16 protein-coding genes and 1 pseudogene are annotated in these 20,692 nt (G+C 62.0%); 3 read left to right on the top strand and 14 right to left on the bottom strand.

Translation table 11 applies throughout. The features are described 5' to 3' along the window. Positions 1–159: 159 nt before the first annotated feature. Both ACVWZM_RS27720 and ACVWZM_RS27715 read right to left on the bottom strand, forming a co-directional pair. Positions 160–2,124 carry a hypothetical protein gene (locus tag ACVWZM_RS27720; protein WP_245311476.1) on the bottom strand — a complete coding sequence of 655 codons (1,965 nt, stop codon included), beginning with the start codon at positions 2,122–2,124 and terminating at the stop codon, positions 160–162. A gap of 44 nt (positions 2,125–2,168) precedes the next feature. Beyond that, the gene (locus tag ACVWZM_RS27715; RefSeq protein ID WP_456855352.1) at positions 2,169–3,545 is read right to left on the bottom strand and encodes an O-antigen ligase family protein; all 1,377 of its coding nucleotides are present in this window, start codon (positions 3,543–3,545) and stop codon (positions 2,169–2,171) included. Positions 3,546–4,094: 549 nt separating this feature from the next. Between ACVWZM_RS27715 and ACVWZM_RS27710 the strand changes: the two genes are divergently transcribed. Both ACVWZM_RS27710 and ACVWZM_RS27705 read left to right on the top strand, forming a co-directional pair. Further along, positions 4,095–5,294 carry a polysaccharide biosynthesis/export family protein gene (locus tag ACVWZM_RS27710; RefSeq protein ID WP_057017391.1) on the top strand — a complete coding sequence of 400 codons (1,200 nt, stop codon included), beginning with the start codon at positions 4,095–4,097 and terminating at the stop codon, positions 5,292–5,294. After that, on the top strand, positions 5,291–6,568 hold the full coding sequence (locus tag ACVWZM_RS27705; RefSeq protein ID WP_456855351.1) for an acyltransferase family protein: 1,278 nt from the start codon (positions 5,291–5,293) through the stop codon (positions 6,566–6,568). The genes ACVWZM_RS27710 and ACVWZM_RS27705 overlap by 4 nt, the downstream gene beginning before the upstream one ends. Here ACVWZM_RS27705 and ACVWZM_RS27700 read toward each other — a convergent pair. Next, positions 6,504–7,799 carry a glycosyltransferase family 4 protein gene (locus ACVWZM_RS27700; RefSeq protein ID WP_057017389.1) on the bottom strand — a complete coding sequence of 432 codons (1,296 nt, stop codon included), beginning with the start codon at positions 7,797–7,799 and terminating at the stop codon, positions 6,504–6,506. The genes ACVWZM_RS27705 and ACVWZM_RS27700 overlap by 65 nt on opposite strands. A 270-nt stretch (positions 7,800–8,069) precedes the next feature. On the opposite strand from ACVWZM_RS27700, the gene asnB reads away from it, so the two are divergent. Beyond that, entirely contained in the window at positions 8,070–10,010 is a 1,941-nt protein-coding gene (asnB, locus tag ACVWZM_RS27695) for an asparagine synthase (glutamine-hydrolyzing) (protein ID WP_057017388.1), read from the top strand. A 13-nt stretch (positions 10,011–10,023) separates the two neighbouring features. Here the strand turns inward: asnB and ACVWZM_RS27690 are convergent, their stop codons facing one another. The 11 genes and pseudogenes from ACVWZM_RS27690 to ACVWZM_RS27640 form a co-directional block, all read right to left on the bottom strand. Next, positions 10,024–10,302, bottom strand: a complete 279-nt coding sequence (locus ACVWZM_RS27690) for a hypothetical protein (protein WP_057017387.1) — start codon at positions 10,300–10,302, stop codon at positions 10,024–10,026. 2 nt (positions 10,303–10,304) lie between these two features. Further along, a complete protein-coding gene (locus ACVWZM_RS27685; protein ID WP_028333410.1) occupies positions 10,305–10,517 on the bottom strand; it encodes a hypothetical protein in 213 nt (70 codons plus the stop codon). Positions 10,518–10,935: 418 nt separating this feature from the next. After that, positions 10,936–12,132, bottom strand: a complete 1,197-nt coding sequence (locus ACVWZM_RS27680; RefSeq protein ID WP_229160849.1) for an NADH:flavin oxidoreductase/NADH oxidase — start codon at positions 12,130–12,132, stop codon at positions 10,936–10,938. A 55-nt stretch (positions 12,133–12,187) separates the two neighbouring features. After that, a pseudogene (locus tag ACVWZM_RS27675) lies at positions 12,188–13,232 on the bottom strand (LacI family DNA-binding transcriptional regulator). Positions 13,233–13,416: 184 nt separating this feature from the next. Next, positions 13,417–14,304: an MBL fold metallo-hydrolase gene (locus tag ACVWZM_RS27670; protein WP_057017385.1), complete on the bottom strand. Its 888-nt coding sequence runs from the start codon at positions 14,302–14,304 to the stop codon at positions 13,417–13,419. Continuing rightward, positions 14,301–15,113 (bottom strand): aspartate/glutamate racemase family protein, encoded by an 813-nt coding sequence (locus ACVWZM_RS27665; protein WP_253638761.1) that lies wholly within the window; start codon positions 15,111–15,113, stop codon positions 14,301–14,303. Before ACVWZM_RS27665 ends, ACVWZM_RS27670 begins: the two co-directional genes overlap by 4 nt. Before the next feature lie 8 nt (positions 15,114–15,121). Further along, positions 15,122–16,495, bottom strand: a complete 1,374-nt coding sequence (locus ACVWZM_RS27660) for an MmgE/PrpD family protein (RefSeq protein ID WP_229188879.1) — start codon at positions 16,493–16,495, stop codon at positions 15,122–15,124. An 11-nt stretch (positions 16,496–16,506) separates the two neighbouring features. Beyond that, positions 16,507–17,709, bottom strand: a complete 1,203-nt coding sequence (locus ACVWZM_RS27655) for an acyl-CoA dehydrogenase family protein (RefSeq protein WP_057017383.1) — start codon at positions 17,707–17,709, stop codon at positions 16,507–16,509. A gap of 11 nt (positions 17,710–17,720) precedes the next feature. After that, positions 17,721–18,656, bottom strand: coding sequence for a hydroxymethylglutaryl-CoA lyase (locus ACVWZM_RS27650; protein ID WP_057017382.1), 936 nt, complete (start codon positions 18,654–18,656; stop codon positions 17,721–17,723). A gap of 13 nt (positions 18,657–18,669) precedes the next feature. Next, entirely contained in the window at positions 18,670–19,464 is a 795-nt protein-coding gene (locus tag ACVWZM_RS27645; protein WP_057017381.1) for an enoyl-CoA hydratase/isomerase family protein, read from the bottom strand. Further along, positions 19,454–20,617: a CaiB/BaiF CoA transferase family protein gene (locus ACVWZM_RS27640; protein WP_057017380.1), complete on the bottom strand. Its 1,164-nt coding sequence runs from the start codon at positions 20,615–20,617 to the stop codon at positions 19,454–19,456. The genes ACVWZM_RS27645 and ACVWZM_RS27640 overlap by 11 nt, the downstream gene beginning before the upstream one ends. Positions 20,618–20,692 lie beyond the last annotated feature (75 nt).

The raw sequence follows: 20,692 nt of genomic DNA, 5'->3' as shown, positions 1-20,692 counted from the left end.
AAGGCCTTAGCTTCTATTGTAGTTAATTAACGACGTCTGCAGCATTTAAATCGGGCGCTCGCCTAGTTAGCCTCCGAGCTCGGCGTCGGTCAGGTGACGCATTGACGCAATACCGCACCTGTTCAAAACATATTTAATCATTGCCCGCGAGGCGTATGCTCACTGCGAACTTTTGCGTGCCGATCCATCCAAATTCGGTTGCACGAACGGCGTGCCGGCGTCATAGCGCGCTTTGGCCGGAAGCACATGAAGCTTCGTTATCCCGACCGGGTCCACCCAAGGCCACTCGTATCCGCGCCCGGCATCGAAGAACGGGGGGCGGCTTGTGAGGTACATGGAAGCAGGCAAGGCCTGATCCTCGCTTCCGGAATCCCAGTGCGTTTTGTTGGTGAGGTAATCAAAATTGCCATATCGAATCGTGGACGTCGCAACCTTTGCGTCCGTCGGATATGGCTTCACGGCGTCCCAGCCGAGCATCCAGACGCCGGGCTTTGCGTCGGTAAAACAAGTTTCATACGACCAGCCGTCCATCTGACCGGGAACCCCGAGCACGTTTCCTATGAAAGACATCCAGTAGGAATACGCCATCAGACCGGCGGCGCGACGCGGCCCATTGCGGAGCTGCGACACATCATCGATCGTCCCGCCAGCCTGATTGTCGAACGCTGCCCGGACGCCGCGCAGATAGTTGCGGAAAAACGTGTGATAGATGCTGTTGCCGTGAGTGTCGTCGCTGTCGGCGTTCTGAGCGTAGTTGCCCTCGAACAAGACGTGATGGGCGCCCACCATGTGGCTGGCGTTGAGCCCGGTCTCGATCCAGGCTCCATTCGTATTGATGTAGCCCATGTCCATGTAGTTATAGCCGACCACGGAGCCCGCCCCGGCGGAACGCGCCACCACCAGCTTGTTGGCCCTCACGGCAATTCCATTCTCGATCAGAACTTCCGACGATCCGGCGGAAAGACTAATGGCATATCCGCCTCCGCCGGGTTGAGCCCAGGCCGCGTCGTGCACGTAGAACTCGCGCAGTTCGACCCGGAAGGAGCTGTGAATTGCAAAGCCTTCGCCGTGCCAGACCGAATTGTCGACATTCTTCGCCCACGAAGAAGCAGCCCAATTGAAGCGAAGATTGCCCGCGTCGCCCCCCTTGAGCGCCAGATCTTCGACGCCCGCGTGCTTCACATGCGGCTGCGCGAACCGTGACAGTTGAGCTGCGTTTGCCTTCCGATAGCTGATGTGAATTGGGGTCGTGAAGGTGATCCTGGAACGGGAGACGGCGCTGATCTCCTTGATCTCGGCAACAGGCCGATCAGGTCTCCCGAACCACGATCCAGCGCTCTGTGACGTCGACGGAAACGCATCGGGTGCAAAGTCGTCGACAAACTGAATTGCAGGTTTGTGCTTTTGCCAGACAACCCTGAAATCTTCCGACGCCCAGATCTCCCCTCGCCCCTGCGGGTCGACACGCCAATCAGCGGCCGACGCCTCGTCGAGCAGCACGATCTGTCCAGGCACGAAGCCTGCAGCATCGTCGACCTCGACGGTTTTTTCGCCCTTTATTGCATCATTCCGAAGGTTCGCCGATCGCACGGCATTGACCGTATCGCTCGTGCTGGAGAAAAGCGACGGTCCCACCACGACCAGCGGAGACGGCTTGGCACCGACTGCGTCATTAAAAGGTTTCGCGCCATCTTGCTTTTCGAGCGTCGTCCGGCCCGGACCGGAGCCGCGCAGCGTGATTGCCTTGTTGAGCAGCAGGAAATTGCCGCCATTGATCAGAAACCGTCCCGCGGACAGTTGCACGACCTGCCCTACCGGACATGCGTTGATTGCGCCCTGGATTACCGCAGCGTCATCGAGTGTGCCGCCACGAGGCGACAGCGTCGCGCAGATGGTTTTTCGAGAGGGTATACTACCCTCGGCCATCAGGCCGGGTTGCCAGGTGGTCGCGCGATCTGAGGGCAGTATCTCCATCGAGTCGAGAGCAAATGCGGACGAATGGCTTGAGCATGCAACGAAGATCATCGTTGCAGCCAAACATCGCCAAGGTCGCCGCCGCGGGGCGGCTCGCAGCGTCTCGTGATCAGGGTTGCGCCGCGTCGCGATGACCTTCCGGTTGAACATGCATCCTCTGACTTGCAGCGCCGAACCGACCGGCTTCGCGCCTGCTAGCGTGACCTCACGACGTTGACGGGAGTGGACGGCGGCCTGAACCGCGATCCGTGGGTGCGCCGCATTGCTGGACGCCTGGCTATCCGCAAGCTGGCCGCGGGACGCGCCTGTCCCCAATATCTGGCAGCTTCAACCGCGGCTATAACGAACACGACCCACAGCATTTCGAAGCCGCGCATCCATGTGCTCTCGAGACCGTTGGTAATGGCAACGTAGAGAACGATCGACAGCAGGATCCATGCCCGCGAAAGATCAAAACGCGCCAGGCGACCAATGCCGTGTATCGTCGCAAGGATGAACGCGACAAGCAGGAAAAATCCCGCATAGCCAAGTTCGAGCAACGTGTCTTCATACCCATTGTGGGCGTTGGGCATCTCCTTGACCCAGCCCGGCGCTTCCACGATGCTCGGCGCGTCGGGTCCAACCAGCCAGAACGACTGATAACCCCAGCCCAGCAGCGGCTTCTTTGCGATTTGCATATTTGCAAAATCCCAAATGATGGTACGGCCTGTGAAAGTCGAATCGCCATACAGCATGTACGACACGCGATTCATGCTGAAGCCGGTGACGAACGAAAAGACCATCCAGCAAATCGGTATCGATACGACAATCACCCACACCGGAACGCGGGTAGCCCTGGAAAGCTTGAGCAAGGTCCAGGCGAACGCCGGGACAAGCACCGCAAGTGCAAGTGCCGTCTTTGAATTGCTCAGCAGCAGCAGCGCAACAGACATCAGCGCGGTAACGATGCCGAGAATCCGTCGCCGTCCGGGATGAAGCAGTTCATGTAGCGCAAGCAGGATTGCAACGGCAGCGCATTCGCCTAGATAGTTCTTGCCCGAGAAATAGCCCGGATAGCCCCATGTGGCGAATTTCACATCGATCGGCGGCCGGCCCATGACGAACAGCAGATTCAGCACGGCAGCGATAAAGAAGCACCAGAACAAGCCGCGCAGCAGGTCGGTCGATCGAGTTGCAACGATCGCCGGGAGCGCGATCGAGGCAATGATCATGGCCTGCTGCGCAAACCTGATCCCCGAAGCCTCCGGCTTGAATGCCCAGGCAACGCTCGCCCCCGCCAGCGCAAGATAGGCAAACAGTATGATCAAGATCGGCGGAAAGCGGAGTCGCGACCGATTGCGCAGCGCAACGACGAGCGCGACTGCGGACAGGATCGGCCAAAAGATTTTGCTCTCTGGTCGAGCTTCCAAAAGACAAGCCGAGTCCGTCGGACTACAGGTCACGAGGATCAGGGGAAAAGCAATCGTGGCGTAGACACAAGCCAGCAGCGGGATGATTGCGTATCTATCGATTACCCGATCGGACGGGGCCGCCAAGCCTGGTCGCTGAGAACGCAATACGGCTTCGTGCATGCTCGGTGCCCGTCAACTCCAGTCGCCAAGGCAGCACGCTGATCGTTACTCGCCCGCCTTGCCCGATCGTGGGGCCACGCAGCGATACGATCAGCCTCTCAATGGCGCTGGCGCCAACACGTACTCAGACCCGGCTCCGAACACCAACGATAAGTCAATCTTTCCTGAATTTTTATAGTGAACGCTTCGTTAACGCTTGTCCCCTAGCGTGGCGCACAGGGCGGGCTGTTTCGCCTGGTCGATTGATATTCCGGGAAATTGTGGATGCCGCGTAAGCACATGTTTACTCGCGCAAATTTCTTCCGAGCCTGTGTCCGGCGGTGCGGCGGTCGATGCCGGACGGCGACGACCGCAAGCGGCGCGCAAGCAATCGCGAAGAAGAGACCGGCGTTTACCAAGACTCCGTTCGTTAATCTTCGTTAACCAGGGTCCAATGTCGTGCCGAGAAGTGCAGGCAAGAGTAGTCAACGAACGCTGCGCCTGACCACTCGCGAAGTGACGCCGGCGCATTCGGCTGGCAATTCCTCGCGTCTCGGTGGTGGCCGCCTATTGGGCGCCCTGGCCATCACAGCGACAATCGCGCTCGCTGGCTGCTCGACCATGCCGACCTCGGGACCGGCAAGCTCGTATGTCCGCGCGGGGCAGACCGACCCTGAAAGCGTGCACTATGCTCTGGTGCGCCTCACGGCTGACACCGAGAGGGTCCTCGTGCGCAACTCCAGGCGGATCGACCGCGTTTTCACGGATCGCCGCGGTCCGCCCGAGATTCGTTTTGGCATCGGCGACACGGTCAGCGTGACGCTGTTCGAATCGATGGCCGGTGGCCTGTTTACTCCAACCGAAGCCGGCACACGTCAGGGAAATTACGTCACGTTGCCCAATCAGGCCGTGAACTACAAAGGCAACATCACGGTTCCGTATGGTGGCTCGATCCGCGCTGCGGGCCGGACGCCGGAGGAAGTCCAGAATGCGATCGTGAAGTCCCTGCAGGACCGTGCGATCGAACCACAGGCAGTGGTTGCGCTGGTGGATCAGAAGGCAACGTCCATCAGCGTATTGGGCGAGGTCGGAACGCCTGCACGCTTGCCCGCAAGCGCCAGCGGCGAGCGGCTGCTCGACATCATCACGCGTGCGGGCGGCCCCAAGAATCCCGGCTTCGATACCTGGGTGACCCTCGAACGCGACGGCCGGCAGGGTACCGCACCGTTCGGATCGCTGCTCAGCCAACCGGCAAACAACATCTTCGTTCGCCCCCAAGATACGGTCTACGTATTCACGCAGCCGCAAACCTTCCTCGCGATGGGCGCCTCCGGGCAACAGGGGCAGTTCTCGTTTGGAGCCTGGCGCCTGACACTGGCCGAGGCCATGGCGAAGGCAGGCGGCCTCAAGGATGATCACGCCGACCCTGGATCCGTGTTTATCTACCGAGGAGAGCCACGCGAAGTTGCCAAGCAGCTCGGCGTCGACTGCACTCGCTATAGCGGACCCCTTGTCCCCGTTATCTATATTCTCGATTTGAGAGATCCCGGCGGCTACTTCATCGCGACAGAATTCGAGATGCGGAATAAAGATGTCATCTTCGCGTCCAACGCAAATTCTGTCGAAGCGACAAAGTTCATGACTTACCTGCGGATGATCATCGGCACAGTGAGCGATCCAATCGTCGCCGGGATCGATGCCTACACGCTGAAGGGACTCGCCAACGGCAGCATCTCTGGCGCGACAACCATCGTTACGTCGTCCCGATGACGACAATTGGCCTGGCGGAATCGGCTCGCGCGGCAGGTATGCTGCCGGCAACCGAATCCGCCGAGGCAACAGTCCGCGACTGGTGGCCCCGCCTTCACGGACACATTCCTGCGCTCGACGGCGTGCGGGGACTTGCCATCGCAATGGTGATGCTACTGCACTTCGGCGGCAATACGTTGCCGACCAACGCTGTCGAGAAAATCGTCGTCGGAATCACCAACTACGGCTCCTATGGCGTCGAGTTGTTCTTCGTCCTGTCCGGCTTTCTCATCACCGGCATCCTCTATGATTCAAGGGAGGAGCCGAACTTCTTTCGCAATTTCTATATACGGCGCGCGCTGCGCATTTTTCCGCTCTATTATGGCGTGCTTGCGCTTGTCTTCTTCGTCGCTCCGCTTTTGAGCCCGCTGCGTGGTCCGACCCTCGACTATCTGATAGACCGTCAGGCTTGGGCCTGGCTGTACGGAGTCAACGTCTACATCGCATGGAACGGTGACTGGTCATTCTCATATCTGGAGCATCTCTGGTCGCTTTGCATCGAAGAACATTTCTATTTCTTCTGGCCGCTCGTCGTATATCTGGTCGCGAAGCAACCGAGAAAGTTGATTGCGGTCAGCCTCGGCCTATCGGTCGCTGCGATGCTCGCTCGCCTGGGCGGCTCCTTGGCCGGACTTAGCTGGTGGACAACCTACGTGTTGACACCGTTTCGCCTGGACGGTCTGGCCCTTGGCGCCTTCCTCGCCGTGGTGGTCCGACAACCGGGCGGACTTCAGCGACTTGTAGGCGTCCTTCCATACGTTGCGTCCACTGCATTTGGCTTGCTGTCCCTGACTTTCATCTGGACGCGCCTGGTGACCGACCAAGGTAACGCTTTCGTACTTCCGGTTCGGTCTTCCATCATCACCGTGCTGTTGGCTTGTCTCCTCATCTGGGTGCTTGTTGCGCCAAAGCGTTCCTTGGTATCGCGCCTTTTCTGCAGCCGACCGCTGATGTTTCTCGGGACCTATAGCTACGGCCTGTACGTCTACCATCACTTTATATCGTACTATCTCGTGACTCACCGAACCGAACTGGCACTCGGCGAATGGCTCGGCTCTCACAGCGCAGCCGTGGCAATACAGGCGACAGCGGGAGCACTCGTCTCGCTGCTGATCGCTTATCTGAGCTATGAATTCGTCGAAAAGCGTTTCCTGGACCTGAAGCGGTTCTTCAACGCTCGGCGCGCCGTTGCTGCTGGCGAAACGTTGGCGCCTTCCCATCCGTACCGCAACTGATGGCGAGCCTCGTACGGTAAAAGCCCTCGAGAGCGCGAGCTGCTGAACTCCAGGCATACTTGCTTTCGGCCAAATGCCTCGCGGAACGTCCGAGATCCGCAGCGCGATCGGCATAGCCCAGTAAGCCGCTGACACGGGCGGCAAAGCTCTCGACATCGTCCGCGATCATGATGTCACGATCCGGCATGGCCTCGATCCCCTCGGCGCCCAGGGTTGTCGAGACGATTGCCTTGCCCATCGCCATAGCCTCGACAATCTTGAGCCGTGTCCCGCCTCCCAATCGCAGAGGGACGACGACGACCGCCGCCTCGGCAAGATGCGGCCTCAGATCCGGCACGAAGCCGGTGAACTCGATTCGCGGACCCGCCAGCGCCAACAAGGCGGAGGGCGGCGACCCGCCAATGATCTTGCAACGCGCATCCGGATGGCTGGCCGCGATGCGCGGCCATATATCATTGATGAAGTGGATGACACCGTCGACATTCGGTGCATATGACAAAAGGCCAAAGAACACGACAGTGCGCCCGTCGGGCTTCGGATCGTCGGCACGCGGGCGATAGAACTCGATATCCGCGGCATTGGGAATGACAGTAGTCCTGGCTTCCGGCACTTCTTCAAGCAGCCGTCGTTCGTCAGCAGCGCTGCACAGATAGACGCCATCCGCGTCACGATAGGTCCCGAGCTCCTCCTTCCGAAGCTTGCGCCAATTGACTTCGGAATAAAGGCGACGAAACAAGCTGTCGCCGCTTTGGGCGTACTGTCGGGCAAGGTCGTAGTCGATATTGTGAGAATCCACGACCAATACCGGAAGCTTCTCTCCTGCCGGCGCCTTGCGCAGTTCGTAGTGACCAAGGAACGTGAACTCGAGATTAACCACGTCGAAGCGCGTCGACCCAAGCAAGTCATCCAGCGTCTGACGCACGACGTCTGCCGTGATTCGCAAACGCTCGAAGCTGAGGGGCGATACCAGGGAGCGGAGTTGAAGCAGGCGCTTCGGCATCCCATCGCGACCGAACGGGTTACGCACGAGTACCACCTTGCGGCAGTAGGCCTGCATGGCAGTTCGGCATTCCTCGATGTCGTGCTCGTCATCCACGAGCATGACTGCCGTCAGGTCATGGCGCTGAGCCAATTCCGTCATCAAACCGTGCATACGTGCCTGCGCGCCGATCCGCGGCGGGCTCGCAGGCATTTGTGACACGAAGAGAATATTTAGGCGGTCTGAGTGCATCGATCCAAACCTGCCTGCCGACGTCGACAGGTACTGAGATGCTCGCTGAGGCCCACATTCACATAGCTCGGCTTACTCAATGCTTAAGCCGAAGCCTTGCGTTAATAGTTGCCTCGTTCCTCTTAACGAAACAATGATAGAAAGGCGGCGTGTCCATTTATCCGCTTGGATTTTCGACGTAAAAGCATTGCCGAAGCAGTCTTGGTAGGTTCTCCGCAACGTTACCTCGTGCGGGCCAGCTCAAGCTCAAGCCGCGAAGGCGACGATTGAATGTGCGGTATCTCGGGTATCATCGGCCGGCTTGACGAAAACAACCGGGCCGCGCTCGCTCGGATGAGCAAGGCCATGATCCATCGCGGGCCGGACGGCCATGGCTCGTGGGCTTCGACGCCGGATGCCCGCGGCTGGGGTGTCATGCTCGATCACCGCCGCCTCTCGATCCTCGATCTGTCATCCGCCGGCGCCCAACCGATGGTGGACGATACAACCGGGCACGTGATTTCGTTCAACGGCGAAATCTACAACTATGTCGCCCTGCGCAAACGCCTCGAGAGCGAAGGGCAGTCTTTTCGGTCCAGCGGCGACACCGCCGTCATGCTGCGGGCACTCGGGCTGCATGGCCTGGAGGCAGTCGGATGGCTGCGCGGCATGTTCGCATTCGCAAGCTGGGATCCGCAACAGCGACGACTTCTGCTTGCGCGCGACCAGCTCGGCATCAAGCCGCTCTATATCGCGCAGTCCAGCAATCCGAACACGACGTGGTCGCTGATATTTGCATCCGAATTGCGTGCATTGCTGGCCTCAGGCTTGCTCGGAACGCCGCGTCTTGATCCGCAGGCGGTTGCGAGCAACGTATGGAACGGGTTTGTTGTAGGCCCCTGCACCGCCGTTCAGGGTGTTGAACTTCTTGCGCCGGGTCACTACGCCGAGTTTGACGGGACAGGCCGCAAAATAAGCGAGCACGATTTCTGGCGCATTCCCGGAGAGGCGCCAAAACCGACAATGGACGAAGCGGCGCTTGCCTCGATCCTCGACGAAGGGATGAAGCTTCACCTCGCCAGTGATGTGCCGCTCGCGGTTTTCCTGTCGGGCGGCATCGATTCCTCCGCGATGGCAAATCTTGCGCAACTGACCGCTGACGCCCCGGTTCATACTTTCACGCTCGCGTTCGAGGACCAGCAGTTCAACGAAGCGCCGTTCGCAAGGCAGACCGCTGCGGCAATCGGCACTCAGCATCATGAAGTAGTGTTGTCCGAGCAGCGGTTCGTCGACAGTCTGGACGACGCCCTCGATAGTCTCGACCAGCCAACCTTCGATGGACTGAACGCCTATTTCATCTCCCGGGCCATTCGCGAAGCAGGCTTTACCGTCGCGCTGTCAGGAACCGGGGGTGACGAGCTGTTCGGCGGGTATCCGACGTACCGCGATCTTCCGATCTTGCAGCAGTGGTGTCATCGGGGCCGCGCATTTCCCAGAAAATGGCAAGCCAAGGCTGCAGCTTTGTTGACTTGGCCCCTGCGACGATCCTCGCATCCCGTGCCGCCTCAAACGCGCTGGGCGAAGCTTCCGGATATGGTCGATCGTAGCGAGGATCTTTTGGCGTTATACCAGATGGCCTACGCGCTCTTCCTGCCTGGATTTCAGGGTGAATTGCTTGCACCGGATTTCGCGGGCTCGCTCATGGAAGGCCTTCCCGACGCGATGCGCCGGCGGCTGACGGCCGAAACGGCCGGCCGCACCCCTGTTTCCGCTATTAGCGTGATGGAACAACGTCTCTTTTTGGGTGAACGCCTCCTGCGCGACAATGATGCAGCAAGCATGGCCAGCTCGCTCGAGCAGCGCGTTCCGCTGGTCGACCACGTATTGTTTGAAAGCGTCGACGCCCTGTCGGACCAAGCGCGATATCAGCCCTTGGGGCGCAAAGATATGCTTCGGCGGATCGGATTGCGCGGTCTCGATCCTGCGCTCTTCGAGCGCCCAAAGACTGGCTTCGTCATGCCCTTTGACCGGTGGATTCGCCGCGGATTGAAGGACGCCATGGATCGAACCATGCGCGATCCGCAGGCGATCGCGCCTACCGGCCTGAATCCCGACGCGGTTGAGCGACTTTGGCGAGCCTTTCTCGACGGAGCGCCCGGCATGTACTGGTCGCGGGTTTGGTCCATCTACACGTTTGTCCGTTGGTGCCATCGCAACGGCGTTTACGCATGAACAGCGAGTGCCTTCACCGGCTGTATCGCCGCTCACTCTGACCATTCGTCCAATCGATAACGTCGAACTCGAGCCCTCGCTTCAACATCTCCGCCTCAAGATCGCGGGCATGCCGCTTCCATTCGGCCGTCGACCGGACTCGGAATTTGGGATCTTTGCCGCTTGCCTCGAATTCATCGTCGGCCTCGAGCGCGCCGCGGATAGCTTCGTATATCATCCTCAGACTGGGATCGGTGATGGCACTGCAGGCCATTGGTTTCAGTGTCTCGATCTCGTCGAAGTTTTTGCTCATGACTATGGTCGATCCTCATCTACGCGCGCTAGCGCGCCTTCGATGACCTCGATCTCCTCGCGGAGGATATCGCTCACGATCGACGGCTTGAACCCTGGAATGGTGTGCATCTGAACATCATCCAGCAGTTGCTGACGATGGTGCCTCAGCTTTTCCAGGGCTTGGCGATCTTTCAACGAAACGTAGCCGGCAACAATCTGCTCGATGGCTTTCATCGGAAATGCGCTCTACAATAAGAATAACGTACTGCAATCTCTCGATTAAATTGGCCAAATCGCGTCCTGACAAGACCCCCGCCTTAGTGCTCGTGCGATAGCGTTAACGCTCAGTCCGTAAAAATCCGGACCTCCACGACATGATTCCGCCGCTTGTCGGGATCCGGCTGAAAACGAGAAGTCGGTTCGATCGTCTTTGTCGAGTTACTTCCACGCAACACGATGGGGAGGATGCAGAAGAACCTGTCGTGCGACCGCTTCGCCGATATCTACTCGGCGCAGGTTCAGCAGCGAACCTGAAACGCGCTGCTGGACCCGCGCTGCGATACCCGTCGCGCGGCACCGCGGATCCTCAAAGATAGCAGCGATGCCGTGGACGGCGTTCCGTTCACCGGCTGCGAGCGATGTGTGACGCCGGTCAGGAGTGACGCGTAACGACGCCCGTCGGCGTGGCAAAGCCCTGGAGAGTCTTGATCCGCTTCTCGAGCCACCAGCCGAACTCGGGCGACCAATCTTCGAAACGGCTGTTGATGCCGAGATCGTGCGCCCAGTGGTGTGCGATGTTGGGATTGAACTGCGATTGCCGCCCGACGGCAATGAGGTCGGCTTGGCCTTTCTGAAGGATGGCCTCGGCCTGCTGCGCCTCGAGAATGATGCCGACGGCCATGGTGGTGACATCCGCCTCCTTGCGCACGCGCTCGGCGAAAGGAACCTGGAAGCCGAGGCTGCGCGGCACTTGCGCTGCCGTAGCCGCGCCGGAGATTCCGCCGGAGGAACAGTCGACGACGTCGACGCCGCGCGCCTTCAGCTCGCGCGCGAAGGCGACCGTATCATCCATGTTCCAGCCCTCGACAGTGCCGTCGACGGACGAGACGCGCACGAACAGCGGCATGTCCGCCGGCATTTCGCGGCGCACCGCCTCGACGATCTCGAGCGGCAGACGCATGCGCCCGGCGCGGTCGCCGCCATACTCGTCATTACGTGTGTTGGAGACCGGCGACAGGAACGAGGCCAGCAGATAGCCGTGCGCGGTGTGGATCTCGATGGTGTCGAACCCGGCGGCAACCGCCCGCCTTGCAGCGGCTGCCCAGGTGCCGACCATGGCCTTGCACTCGGCGGTGGTCAATTGCCGTGGCGTCAGCCAGCCCTTGGCGACCGGTTCGGCGGTCGGGCCTACCGGTTGCCAGATCCTGGCGCCGGCTTTCAGATTCTCTTCGGTCAGCGGCCCCATGCCTTGCATGGCGGACTGTGCCGACGACTTGCGGCCGCCATGGCCGATCTGAATGCCGATCGCCGTCCCCTGACGCTTCATGAAGGCGACCAGCGGCTTGAAGCTCTCGGCCTGCTCGTCATTCCAGATGCCGAGATCGTTTTCGTTGGTGAGTCCGACTTCCTCCACCGCCGTCACTTCGACGAAGACGAGCCCAAATCCACCGAGCGCATAGCGACCAAGGTGTACGAGATGAAACGCTCCGCAGGTATTTCCCGGTTCGCAGCTGTAATGGACCATCGGCGGCACGACGAGGCGGTTCTTCAGCGTAAGGCCTCGAATCGTGAGTGGCTTGAACAGCATCGGCCGCTCGTCTTCTTTGCCGTTGATCATTTCACCACTCATGGAACTGTCTCCTTGCATGCTATGGCCGTCCGTTCGTGCCATGGACGGCAAGTCTTCAGGTACTTCTTGGGGGCCCCAGCGACGCGCGCGGGATGAACTCGTTGGGCACGAGCACGCGCCGCGGCTCGTGCGGACCGTCGTTTCGGATGCGATCGAGCAGCATGCCAGCCGCAATCCGGCCGACCTCCGCCTGATCCCAGCCGATGATGGCGACGGCCGGCGAGACGAGCTCGGCGAGCTCGGAATGGCCTGACGCGATCAGCGACACGTCCTCCGGTATCCGCAGGCCTCGCCCGCGCACCGCGCGCAGCACGCCAGACAGCATGTCGATGCCGCCGGAAATGATCGCGGTCGGTGGGTTGCGCTGGCCCGAGCAATGCCGAGGTGATACGAAATCCAGCGCCGGGCAGGAAGCTCCCGGCGTGAACGAGCGAGGGATCGGGCTCGAGATTTCGCGCGGCAAAAGCCTCCTGATAGCCGCGAACGCGTTCGCGCGCCGGATAGAGCCCGGCGTCGCCGGTGATCAGCGCCACCCGCCGATGACCAAGATCGAGCAAATGACTGACCGCGACACGCATCCCTTCGGCGTGATCGGCCATAACGGCATCAGTCCAATCCGGCTGATCACGATCGATCAGCACGATCGGAATATCGAGATCGCGCAGGAAGGCCTCGAACTCACCGGCGACCGGCGTGTACGGCCCCATCATCACGCCGTCGGCCTGCCGCCGCGACAGCCGGCTGAGCAGCTCCCGCTCACGCTCCTTGCGGCCTTCCGAGTTGGAGATGAGCAGCGAGAAGCCGACCTCGTCCAGCACGTCGTGCGCGGCTTTGACGAAGCCGGCGAGTTGCGGAATGTTGATCTCACGCAAGATGCAGCCGATCGTGTGGGTCGACCGGATGCGCATGCTCTGCGCCACCGCGTTCGGCGTATAGCCCAGATCATCGATTGCGCGCTGGACCTTCCGGCGGATGTCGGGATGGACGGTGGCATTGGCATTGAGCACCCGCGACACCGTGCCGGTCGATACGCCCGCTGCGGTCGCCACGTCGCGGATTGTCAATTTGCTTCCGCGACCTGCCGTTTGCTGTTCTGCCATCACCATCACCGGGGCTGAGATCTCAATCCCCTGCACAATACGCGGAAGCCAATTCGGCCGCAGGTGCTATCAGCCGGCCGAAGGCAAATGATTTGTGCATTTCTCCACCGTGATCCAAACGGCCTGGCCTCCCGTCCTTGTTCCGGAAACGATCAGATGGCGTCGGCTTCGACGATATTGCGGCTCATACTTCGAACGCCCACTGCTCTGCCACCAGGCTGTACCGGCCTGCCTCACGCCGCATATGTCCGAACCCGGGGAAATGCAGATGCATGCCGCCGACCAGCATGTCGTCAGTGACCACCATGTCGAACATCATCTGACGAGCGGCCGCGGCGGCCTCGGGGTCGGTGTCGAATTCCATCGTCACTTCCGGACGTGCAACCTGGATCTCCGGCACATGGACCGTGTCCCCCCAAACCACCATTGATTCGCGGCCGCGCGATACGACATAGGCGGCGTGGCCCGGCGTATGACCGTGGATCGGGATCGCCGTGACGCCCGGGAGCACCTCGCCCTTCCGGAATGTCTTGACGCGATCGGCAGCCATATAGGGCTTCAGCTGGGTGCGGCCGGCCTCGAAATAGCGGCGCCGGGGCCGCTCGGCCGCCTTGGCCATCGCCTCGTCGTTGAACCAGTGATTGATCTCGTTCTCATGGACGATGACTTCCGCATTGGGAAACAGCCGCGTTCCGGTTGCGGCATCTGTCAGCCCGTTGGAATGGTCGGGATGGACATGGGTCAGCAGCACCGCGTCGACCGAGGCCGGATCGATGCCGGCGGCAGCGAGATTTGCCGGCAGGCGACCGCAGGTCGGCCCCATCAGATCCGCTGATCCGCAGTCGATCAGGTAGGTCCGGTTGTCCATGCGCACGGCAAAGGCGTTGACCGAGATGCGCGGCGGCGAGGTGCGATGATCGCGCGCCAGAATGGCCTTGGTTTCCTCCTCGGGGATATTGCGAAAGATCGTGTATCCCATGTCGACGTAACCGTCGCTGAGGCCGGTGACCAGCGCGTCGCCAAGCCTGCGGTGATAGACTCCTGCGACTTGCGTTGAGGGTGAAGTGCTCATTGTGCGTCCCCTTGCCAAAATCTTGCAACGATCGCTGCATCGTCGCGCCTGTGGTGCCAGCTCCGGCCCACGCCAAGTTGCGCCTTCGACCAGAGCCTGATCTGCATCAGCGCGTAGGCCCAGGTGACGGCAAACACGTCCATCACAGGAGCACCGGCGATGCGGTGGACGCCGTGACGAACCAAGAGTTCCGCCAGCACGCCTTCCGCCGGAATGATGACGTCAGCGCCGCGCGCCACCAGGCGCTCGGCCGCGGCGGTGAAATTTGCGATGACCGGAGCCGGGTCGGCGTAAGCACGCGCCAGCTGCGGCTCGTCGAGCGGCGGATCCATCGCCGCGACCTCCAGCACACGCGCGGCGAGCTTGTGCTTGTCGACCGCTACCTTCGTCATCCACTGCACCGCCGGCGCATTGGAGATCAATGCCACATAGCTGCCGAGCGAGCAGCCGACCAGAAGACCACTCTCGGTCAGCGAGGCGACGGGAATATCCACCGCGGAGCGGATCTCGCGCAGAAACGGCTCGCTGAACGAGCCGATCACGAAGGCATCATAACCCTGCCGCTCGGCCGCGATCGCATTGTCGATCACCCGGCTGAGAATGCGGTGATAGGCGAATGCATTGCCGAGCACCGCAGTGGCCGAAGCGCCGGCGTATGATCCGGACGGAAGCCCGTGGACGACGACCTCGGCGTCGTCGCCAAGGATTTCCGCCGCATGGGCCTCGAGCGCGCGCTTGTAGACTTCGAGATGATCGAGCTCGTTGACCGACTGGTGCCAGATCCGCGGCGTCGATCTCTTCCCAGGCATTGCCGCGCTCATGCGTCGCCCCGATCGTTGGTCAGGCGCAGCGAACGGATCGACCCGAGGTCCTCGATATTCCAGAGCTGCTCGAACAGTGCTGCGGCCTGGCCTTGCTTGAACACCCGGGTCGCGCAGTCCATGAACTTATCTTGCAGTTCGTCGCGCAAAAGCGGGCGCTGCCAGCTGCCCTTGGCATGAACCACCGGCGCGTGCTCAAGCACTTCGCCCGACGTCAACACGACGCTGACGCGGTCGGCCGGCGCGAACGGCTGGTCGCCCGGCATGATCTCGTCCGTCGTCGTGCAGCGGACCTTGGCGAAGGTAGCGCCGACGTCGGGCCGCGAGACGAACTCATCGGTGAGCTCGGACAGCCCGACACGGCCGGCGATCAGCGCGGCGGTCATCGCGAATTCCATGCTGAACTTGGCCTCGAGACCGGTCTGCGGATTGGTGTTGCGCAACATCAGCCTTTGGGTGACGCCGGTGTGGACCCGAATTTCCTTCACGTCGTCGGGTTTGAGCTTGTGCGCATTCACCAGGCCAATCATCGCGTCGATCGAACGATGGGTCGCATAGCAGGTCGGATAGCGCTTCACATTGATGCCGAGATCGGCCAGCCGCCAGTTGCGGCCTATATCGATCGTCCCGTTTTCGATATCCGGCGTGCCCGATGGCGAATGGGCGCGCAGGAAGCCGGTTTGGTGCTCGAGCACGTCCAGCGATGCGGTAAATCCCTGATCGGCGAGGCGCGCGGCAAGCACGCCGGATTGAGCGGTGCGGCCGGCATGCAGCGATTTGGTCATGGTGCCGAAATTGGCGACCAGTCCGGAGGCGAGCGAGGCGGCGATCGCGATGGCATGCGCGGTCTTCGTGGAGTCGAGATTGCGCAGCCGCGCACAGGCGGCCGCGGTGGCGAGCGCGCCCATCACGGCCGTCGGATGAAAGCCGCGCTCATGGAGGTGACCGGGCTCCAGCGCAATGACCTGCGCCCAGACTTCGTAGCCTGCGGCATAGGCGGCGAGTGCGTCGGCACCGCTGGAGTCGAGCGACCAGCCTTCAGCCAGGATGGCGGGCACCAGCACGGTACTCGGATGTCCGGCGAGCGCCACGTCGTCATAGTCGAGCACGTGCGCTGCGACACCGTTGACGAGCGCAGCATCCGGCGCCGCGAGATTGCGGCCCGACGGAACCTCGGGCGCGCCATCGTTCTGGGTGGACGCGGCCACCATCGCCGACACGATCCGCACCGGCTGCTCGGCGGCACCAGCGATCATGACGCCGACGCAGTCGATGATGCCGGTCCGCGCCGCCTCGCGGCAGCGGCCGGACAGATCGGACAGCTTGAGGCCGGCTACAAAATTGGCCGTCTGACGCGTGATATCCAGCATGGGTCGTCTCCTCAGTAGGAACGCGGAAGACCGAGCACGTGCTGCGCCACAAAGGCCAGCACCATGTTGGTCGAGATCGGGGCTGTCTGGTAAAGACGGACCTCACGCCACTTGCGCTCGACGTCGTATTCCTGCGCAAAGGCGAAGCCGCCATGGGTCTGGAATGTCGTATCGGCAGCCTTCCAGGTGGCCTCCGACGCCAGCAGCTTGGCGATGTTGGCGTCTGCTCCGCAGGGCTGCCCGGCCTGGAACAGCGCGGCGGCGCGGCGGCACATCATGTCGGCGGCTTCGAGTTCGGCGTAGGCGCGCGCCAGCGGAAACTGGATGCCTTGATTCTGGCCGATCGATCGTCCGAAGACGCGCCGCTCATTGGCATAAGCGACGCCCTTGCCGAGAAGCCAGCGTCCGTCGCCCACACATTCGGAGGCGACCAGGATTCGTTCGGCGTTCATGCCGTCGAGGATGTAGCGAAAGCCCTTGCCTTCCTCCCCGATGAGATTGGCGACCGGCACTTTCAGGTTCTCGATGAACACCTCTGTCGTATTGTGATTGACCATCGCCTTGATCGGGCGGATTTCGACGCCGTTGCCCTTGGCCTCACGCAAGTCGACCAGGAACACCGAAAGTCCGTCGGTGCGCCGCTTCACCTGATCGACCGGACTGGTGCGCGCCAGCAGCAGCATCAGGTCGGAGTGCAGCGCCCGCGACGTCCAGACCTTCTGGCCGTTGACGACATAGACGTCCCCCTGACGCTCGGCGCGGGTCTTGAGCTGGGTGGTATCGGAGCCGGTATTGGGCTCGGTTACGCCAAAGGCCTGCAGCCGCAGCCGTCCCGCCGCGATTTCCGGCAGGTAGGTCCGCTTCTGGGTCTCGTTGCCGTGACGAAGCAACGTACCCATGATGTACATCTGGGCATGCGCGGGACTGGCGCTGCAGCCGTTCGCATTGATCTCTTCGAGGATCACTGCCGCCGCACGCAGCGGCAGGCCCGAACCGCCATATTCCTCCGGGATCAGCGCGCCGAGGAATCCCGCCTCCGTCAACGCCGCGACGAATTCGGTCGGATAGGCGCTTTGATCGTCGAGCTTGCGCCAGTATTCGCCCGGAAAGCCCTTGCAGATCTGCCGCACCGTGTTGCGCAGGTCGGAGAAATCCTCGCCCAACGTGACGGTGACCTCCATGTCGGCGGTTTGGGCGGCGTCGTGATAGTTCATGTCATATCCTTTCAGGCGGCGGCGCTGGCCGACACGCGGAACGTTTTGGGCAGGCCGGCGCGGGCGATCGCGCCGGAGAACCGTTCGCCGGGCAGCCAGCTCTCGACCTCGCGTCGCAAGGCGACCAGCCGCTCGACATCGGCGCCGGTATCGAAACCGAGTTGCTCGAGCAGGAAGACGGTATCCTCGGTGTCGATGTTGCCGGTGGCGCCGGGTGCGAACGGACAGCCGCCGAGTCCGGCGAGGGATGCGTCGAAGGCGCGTACACCCGCATCCAGTGCCGCCGTCACATTGGCGAGACCGAGACCGCGCGTGTCGTGGAAGTGGCAGGCGACCGGCAGTGGACGCACCGCGGCGATCACTGCGCCCATCAGGCGGCGGACCTGACCCGGATCGCCATAGCCGACCGTATCGGCGACGATGATCTCGTCGGCGCCCATCCCGGCGAGTCGCACCGCGATCTCGACCACTCGTGCCTCCGATACCGTCCCCGAGATGGTGCAGCCGAACGCGGTCGCGATGCCCGCACCAAGTCCGATTCGTGCTCCGGGGCGCTGATCGCGCTCCGCGGCGATGCGCGCGAAGTCCTGCAGCGACTCTTCTGTGCTGCGGCGAACATTGGCCTGGTTGTGCTCCTCGCTCGCCGACAGCACGTAGTTGACGATTGGCACACCGAGCGCGAAGGCGCGCTCGGCCCCCTTCAGATTCGGAACCAGAACCGAGGGCCGCAAGCCCGGCATTGTCAGCGCGCCGCGGGCCACCTCCTCCGCGTCGGCAAATTGCGGGATCACCTTGGCCGGCACGAATGAGGTCACCTCGATCTCGCGGATTCCGGCCTCCACCGCGCCACGGCACCAGGCCAGCTTGCGCGCGCTCGGCAAGATCGTTTTGACCATCTGAATGCCGTCGCGGGGTCCGACCTCGCGAACATGAGCTTTCTCACGCATTTCGCGCCTCCTTCTACTTGCCTTGAAAGTTGGGTTTGCGGCGCTCGTTGAACGCCAGCACGCCTTCGCGCCGGTCCGCCGTCGGGACCAGACGGTTGTAGGCCTCGATCTCGAAGGCGAGGCCATCGGCGAGCGACATCTGCAAACCGCGATGGATCGCCTGCTTGGCCTGGCGCACCGAGATCGGGCCATTGGCAGCGATGCGATGGGCGATGGCGAAGGTCGCCTCCAGCAATTCCCCTGGCGGCAGCACCCGATTGACCAGCCCCCACTGCTCGGCCTCGGCAGCCGAGAACGGCTGGCCGGACAGGATCAATTCCTTGGCGCGGCGCTCGCCGACGGCGCGCGGCAGATTCTGCGTGCCGCCGCCACCTGGCATGATGCCGAGCGTCACTTCGGTCAGCGCGAAGCGCGCATTGGTCGAGGCGTAGACGAAGTCGAGCGCCGCCGCGATCTCGCAGCCGCCGCCATAGGCCGCACCGTTGATCGCGCCGATCACGGGAATCGGACAGCCCAGCAGAGCGCGCAGCATGCGCTCGAAGACCAGATGCTGTGCCTGCCAGGCCTCGTCCGTCATGCCGTTGCGCTGCTTCAGATCGCCCCCGGCGCAGAACGCCTTGTCGCCGTGTCCGGTCAGGATCACCGCGCGCAACCCCTCGATGTCGGTCGAGAAGCCCTCGAAGAGTTCCACCAGATCAAGGCCCATCTGGGTGTTCATTGCATTGGACGCTTCCGGCCGGTGCAACGTCACCAGCAGGATATCGCCATCACGCCGTTCGACCTTGATGGTCTGGAAATCAGTTCGCATTGATGGCTCCCTTGCTCGCAGGCTTTCGAAGAATGGCATTGTGCTGGCCGAGCGCCGGCGCAGCGGTGCGCGCGCGTGGTCGCGTACCGTCGAAGGCAAGCGGAACGCCGACAAGATCGATATCGTCGCCAGCACAACGCACCATCATGTCGAGGGCGCGGGTTTGTGGATGCTCCGCAACCTGGTCGGTGGTCAGCAGCGGTGCATTGGGAACCCCGGCGCCGTCGAGAATGCCGCCGAGCGCATCGGCCGTATACTTACGCACCGCGGCCGCGATTTGGGGGATCAGTCGTTCGCGGTTGACGACCCTTGCCGCGTTGGTCGCGAAGTCAGGATCATGCGCAAGCGCCTCGAGACTCAACGCCACGCACAGCTTGCGGAACAGATTGTCGTTGCCGGCGGCAATCATCAGCCATCCGTCGGACGCCTCAAATGCCTGATAGGGCGCGATTTCCGCGGTGCCCGATCCATAGGGCTTGCGCACCTCACCTGACGCCGCATAGCCGGCCAGCGGAACGGTCATCCACGCGAGCCCGGTCTCGTAAAGCGAGGTCGCAACGCTGCGACCCTGACCGCCCTTGTTGCGCGCCACCAACGCAGCGAGCATGCCGATCACTGCCCACATGCCGGAGCCCATGTCGACAAGCGAGACGCCGACACGCACCGGCGGCCGGCCGCCCTCGCCGGTGACGCTCATGATGCCGGTGCTCGCCTGGGCGAGCGGATCGTAGCCGGGCTTGCTGGCGAGCGGCCCCTTGGCGCCGAACGCGCCGATGTCGCACCAGATCAGCGATGGCTTCGCGGCGCTGAGCGCATCCGCGGTGAGACCAAACTTGTCCAGAATGCCGGGCCGCAGATTCTGGATGACGGCATCGGCCTCGTTCAGGATCAGCGACTTCAGCCTCTCGCAATCCTCCGCTGCGCCGAAATCGACGGTGATGCCTTCCTTGCCGCGATTGAGACTATGGAACACACTTGCCGTTCCGTTCCAGAACGGCGGCCCCCAGCCACGCGCATAATCGCCGCTCTTGGGATTTTCGACCTTGATCACACGGGCGCCGAGATCGGCCAGAATCAATCCGGCATAGGGGGCGGCCACGCTGTGTCCGAGTTCAATCACGGTGATACCAGCGAGCGGCTTGTCAACGTCCATCAAATCCTCCCGGCTGCCGCAAGGGCCGCCGACGTTCCTGTTGTCATCAATCGATTCATCATGTCGAGCGGCGTC

This window comes from Bradyrhizobium sp. USDA 4501 (assembly GCF_054062115.1).
Note: the sequence above shows the minus strand (reverse complement) of the source record. Positions and strands in the feature narration are given on the sequence as shown.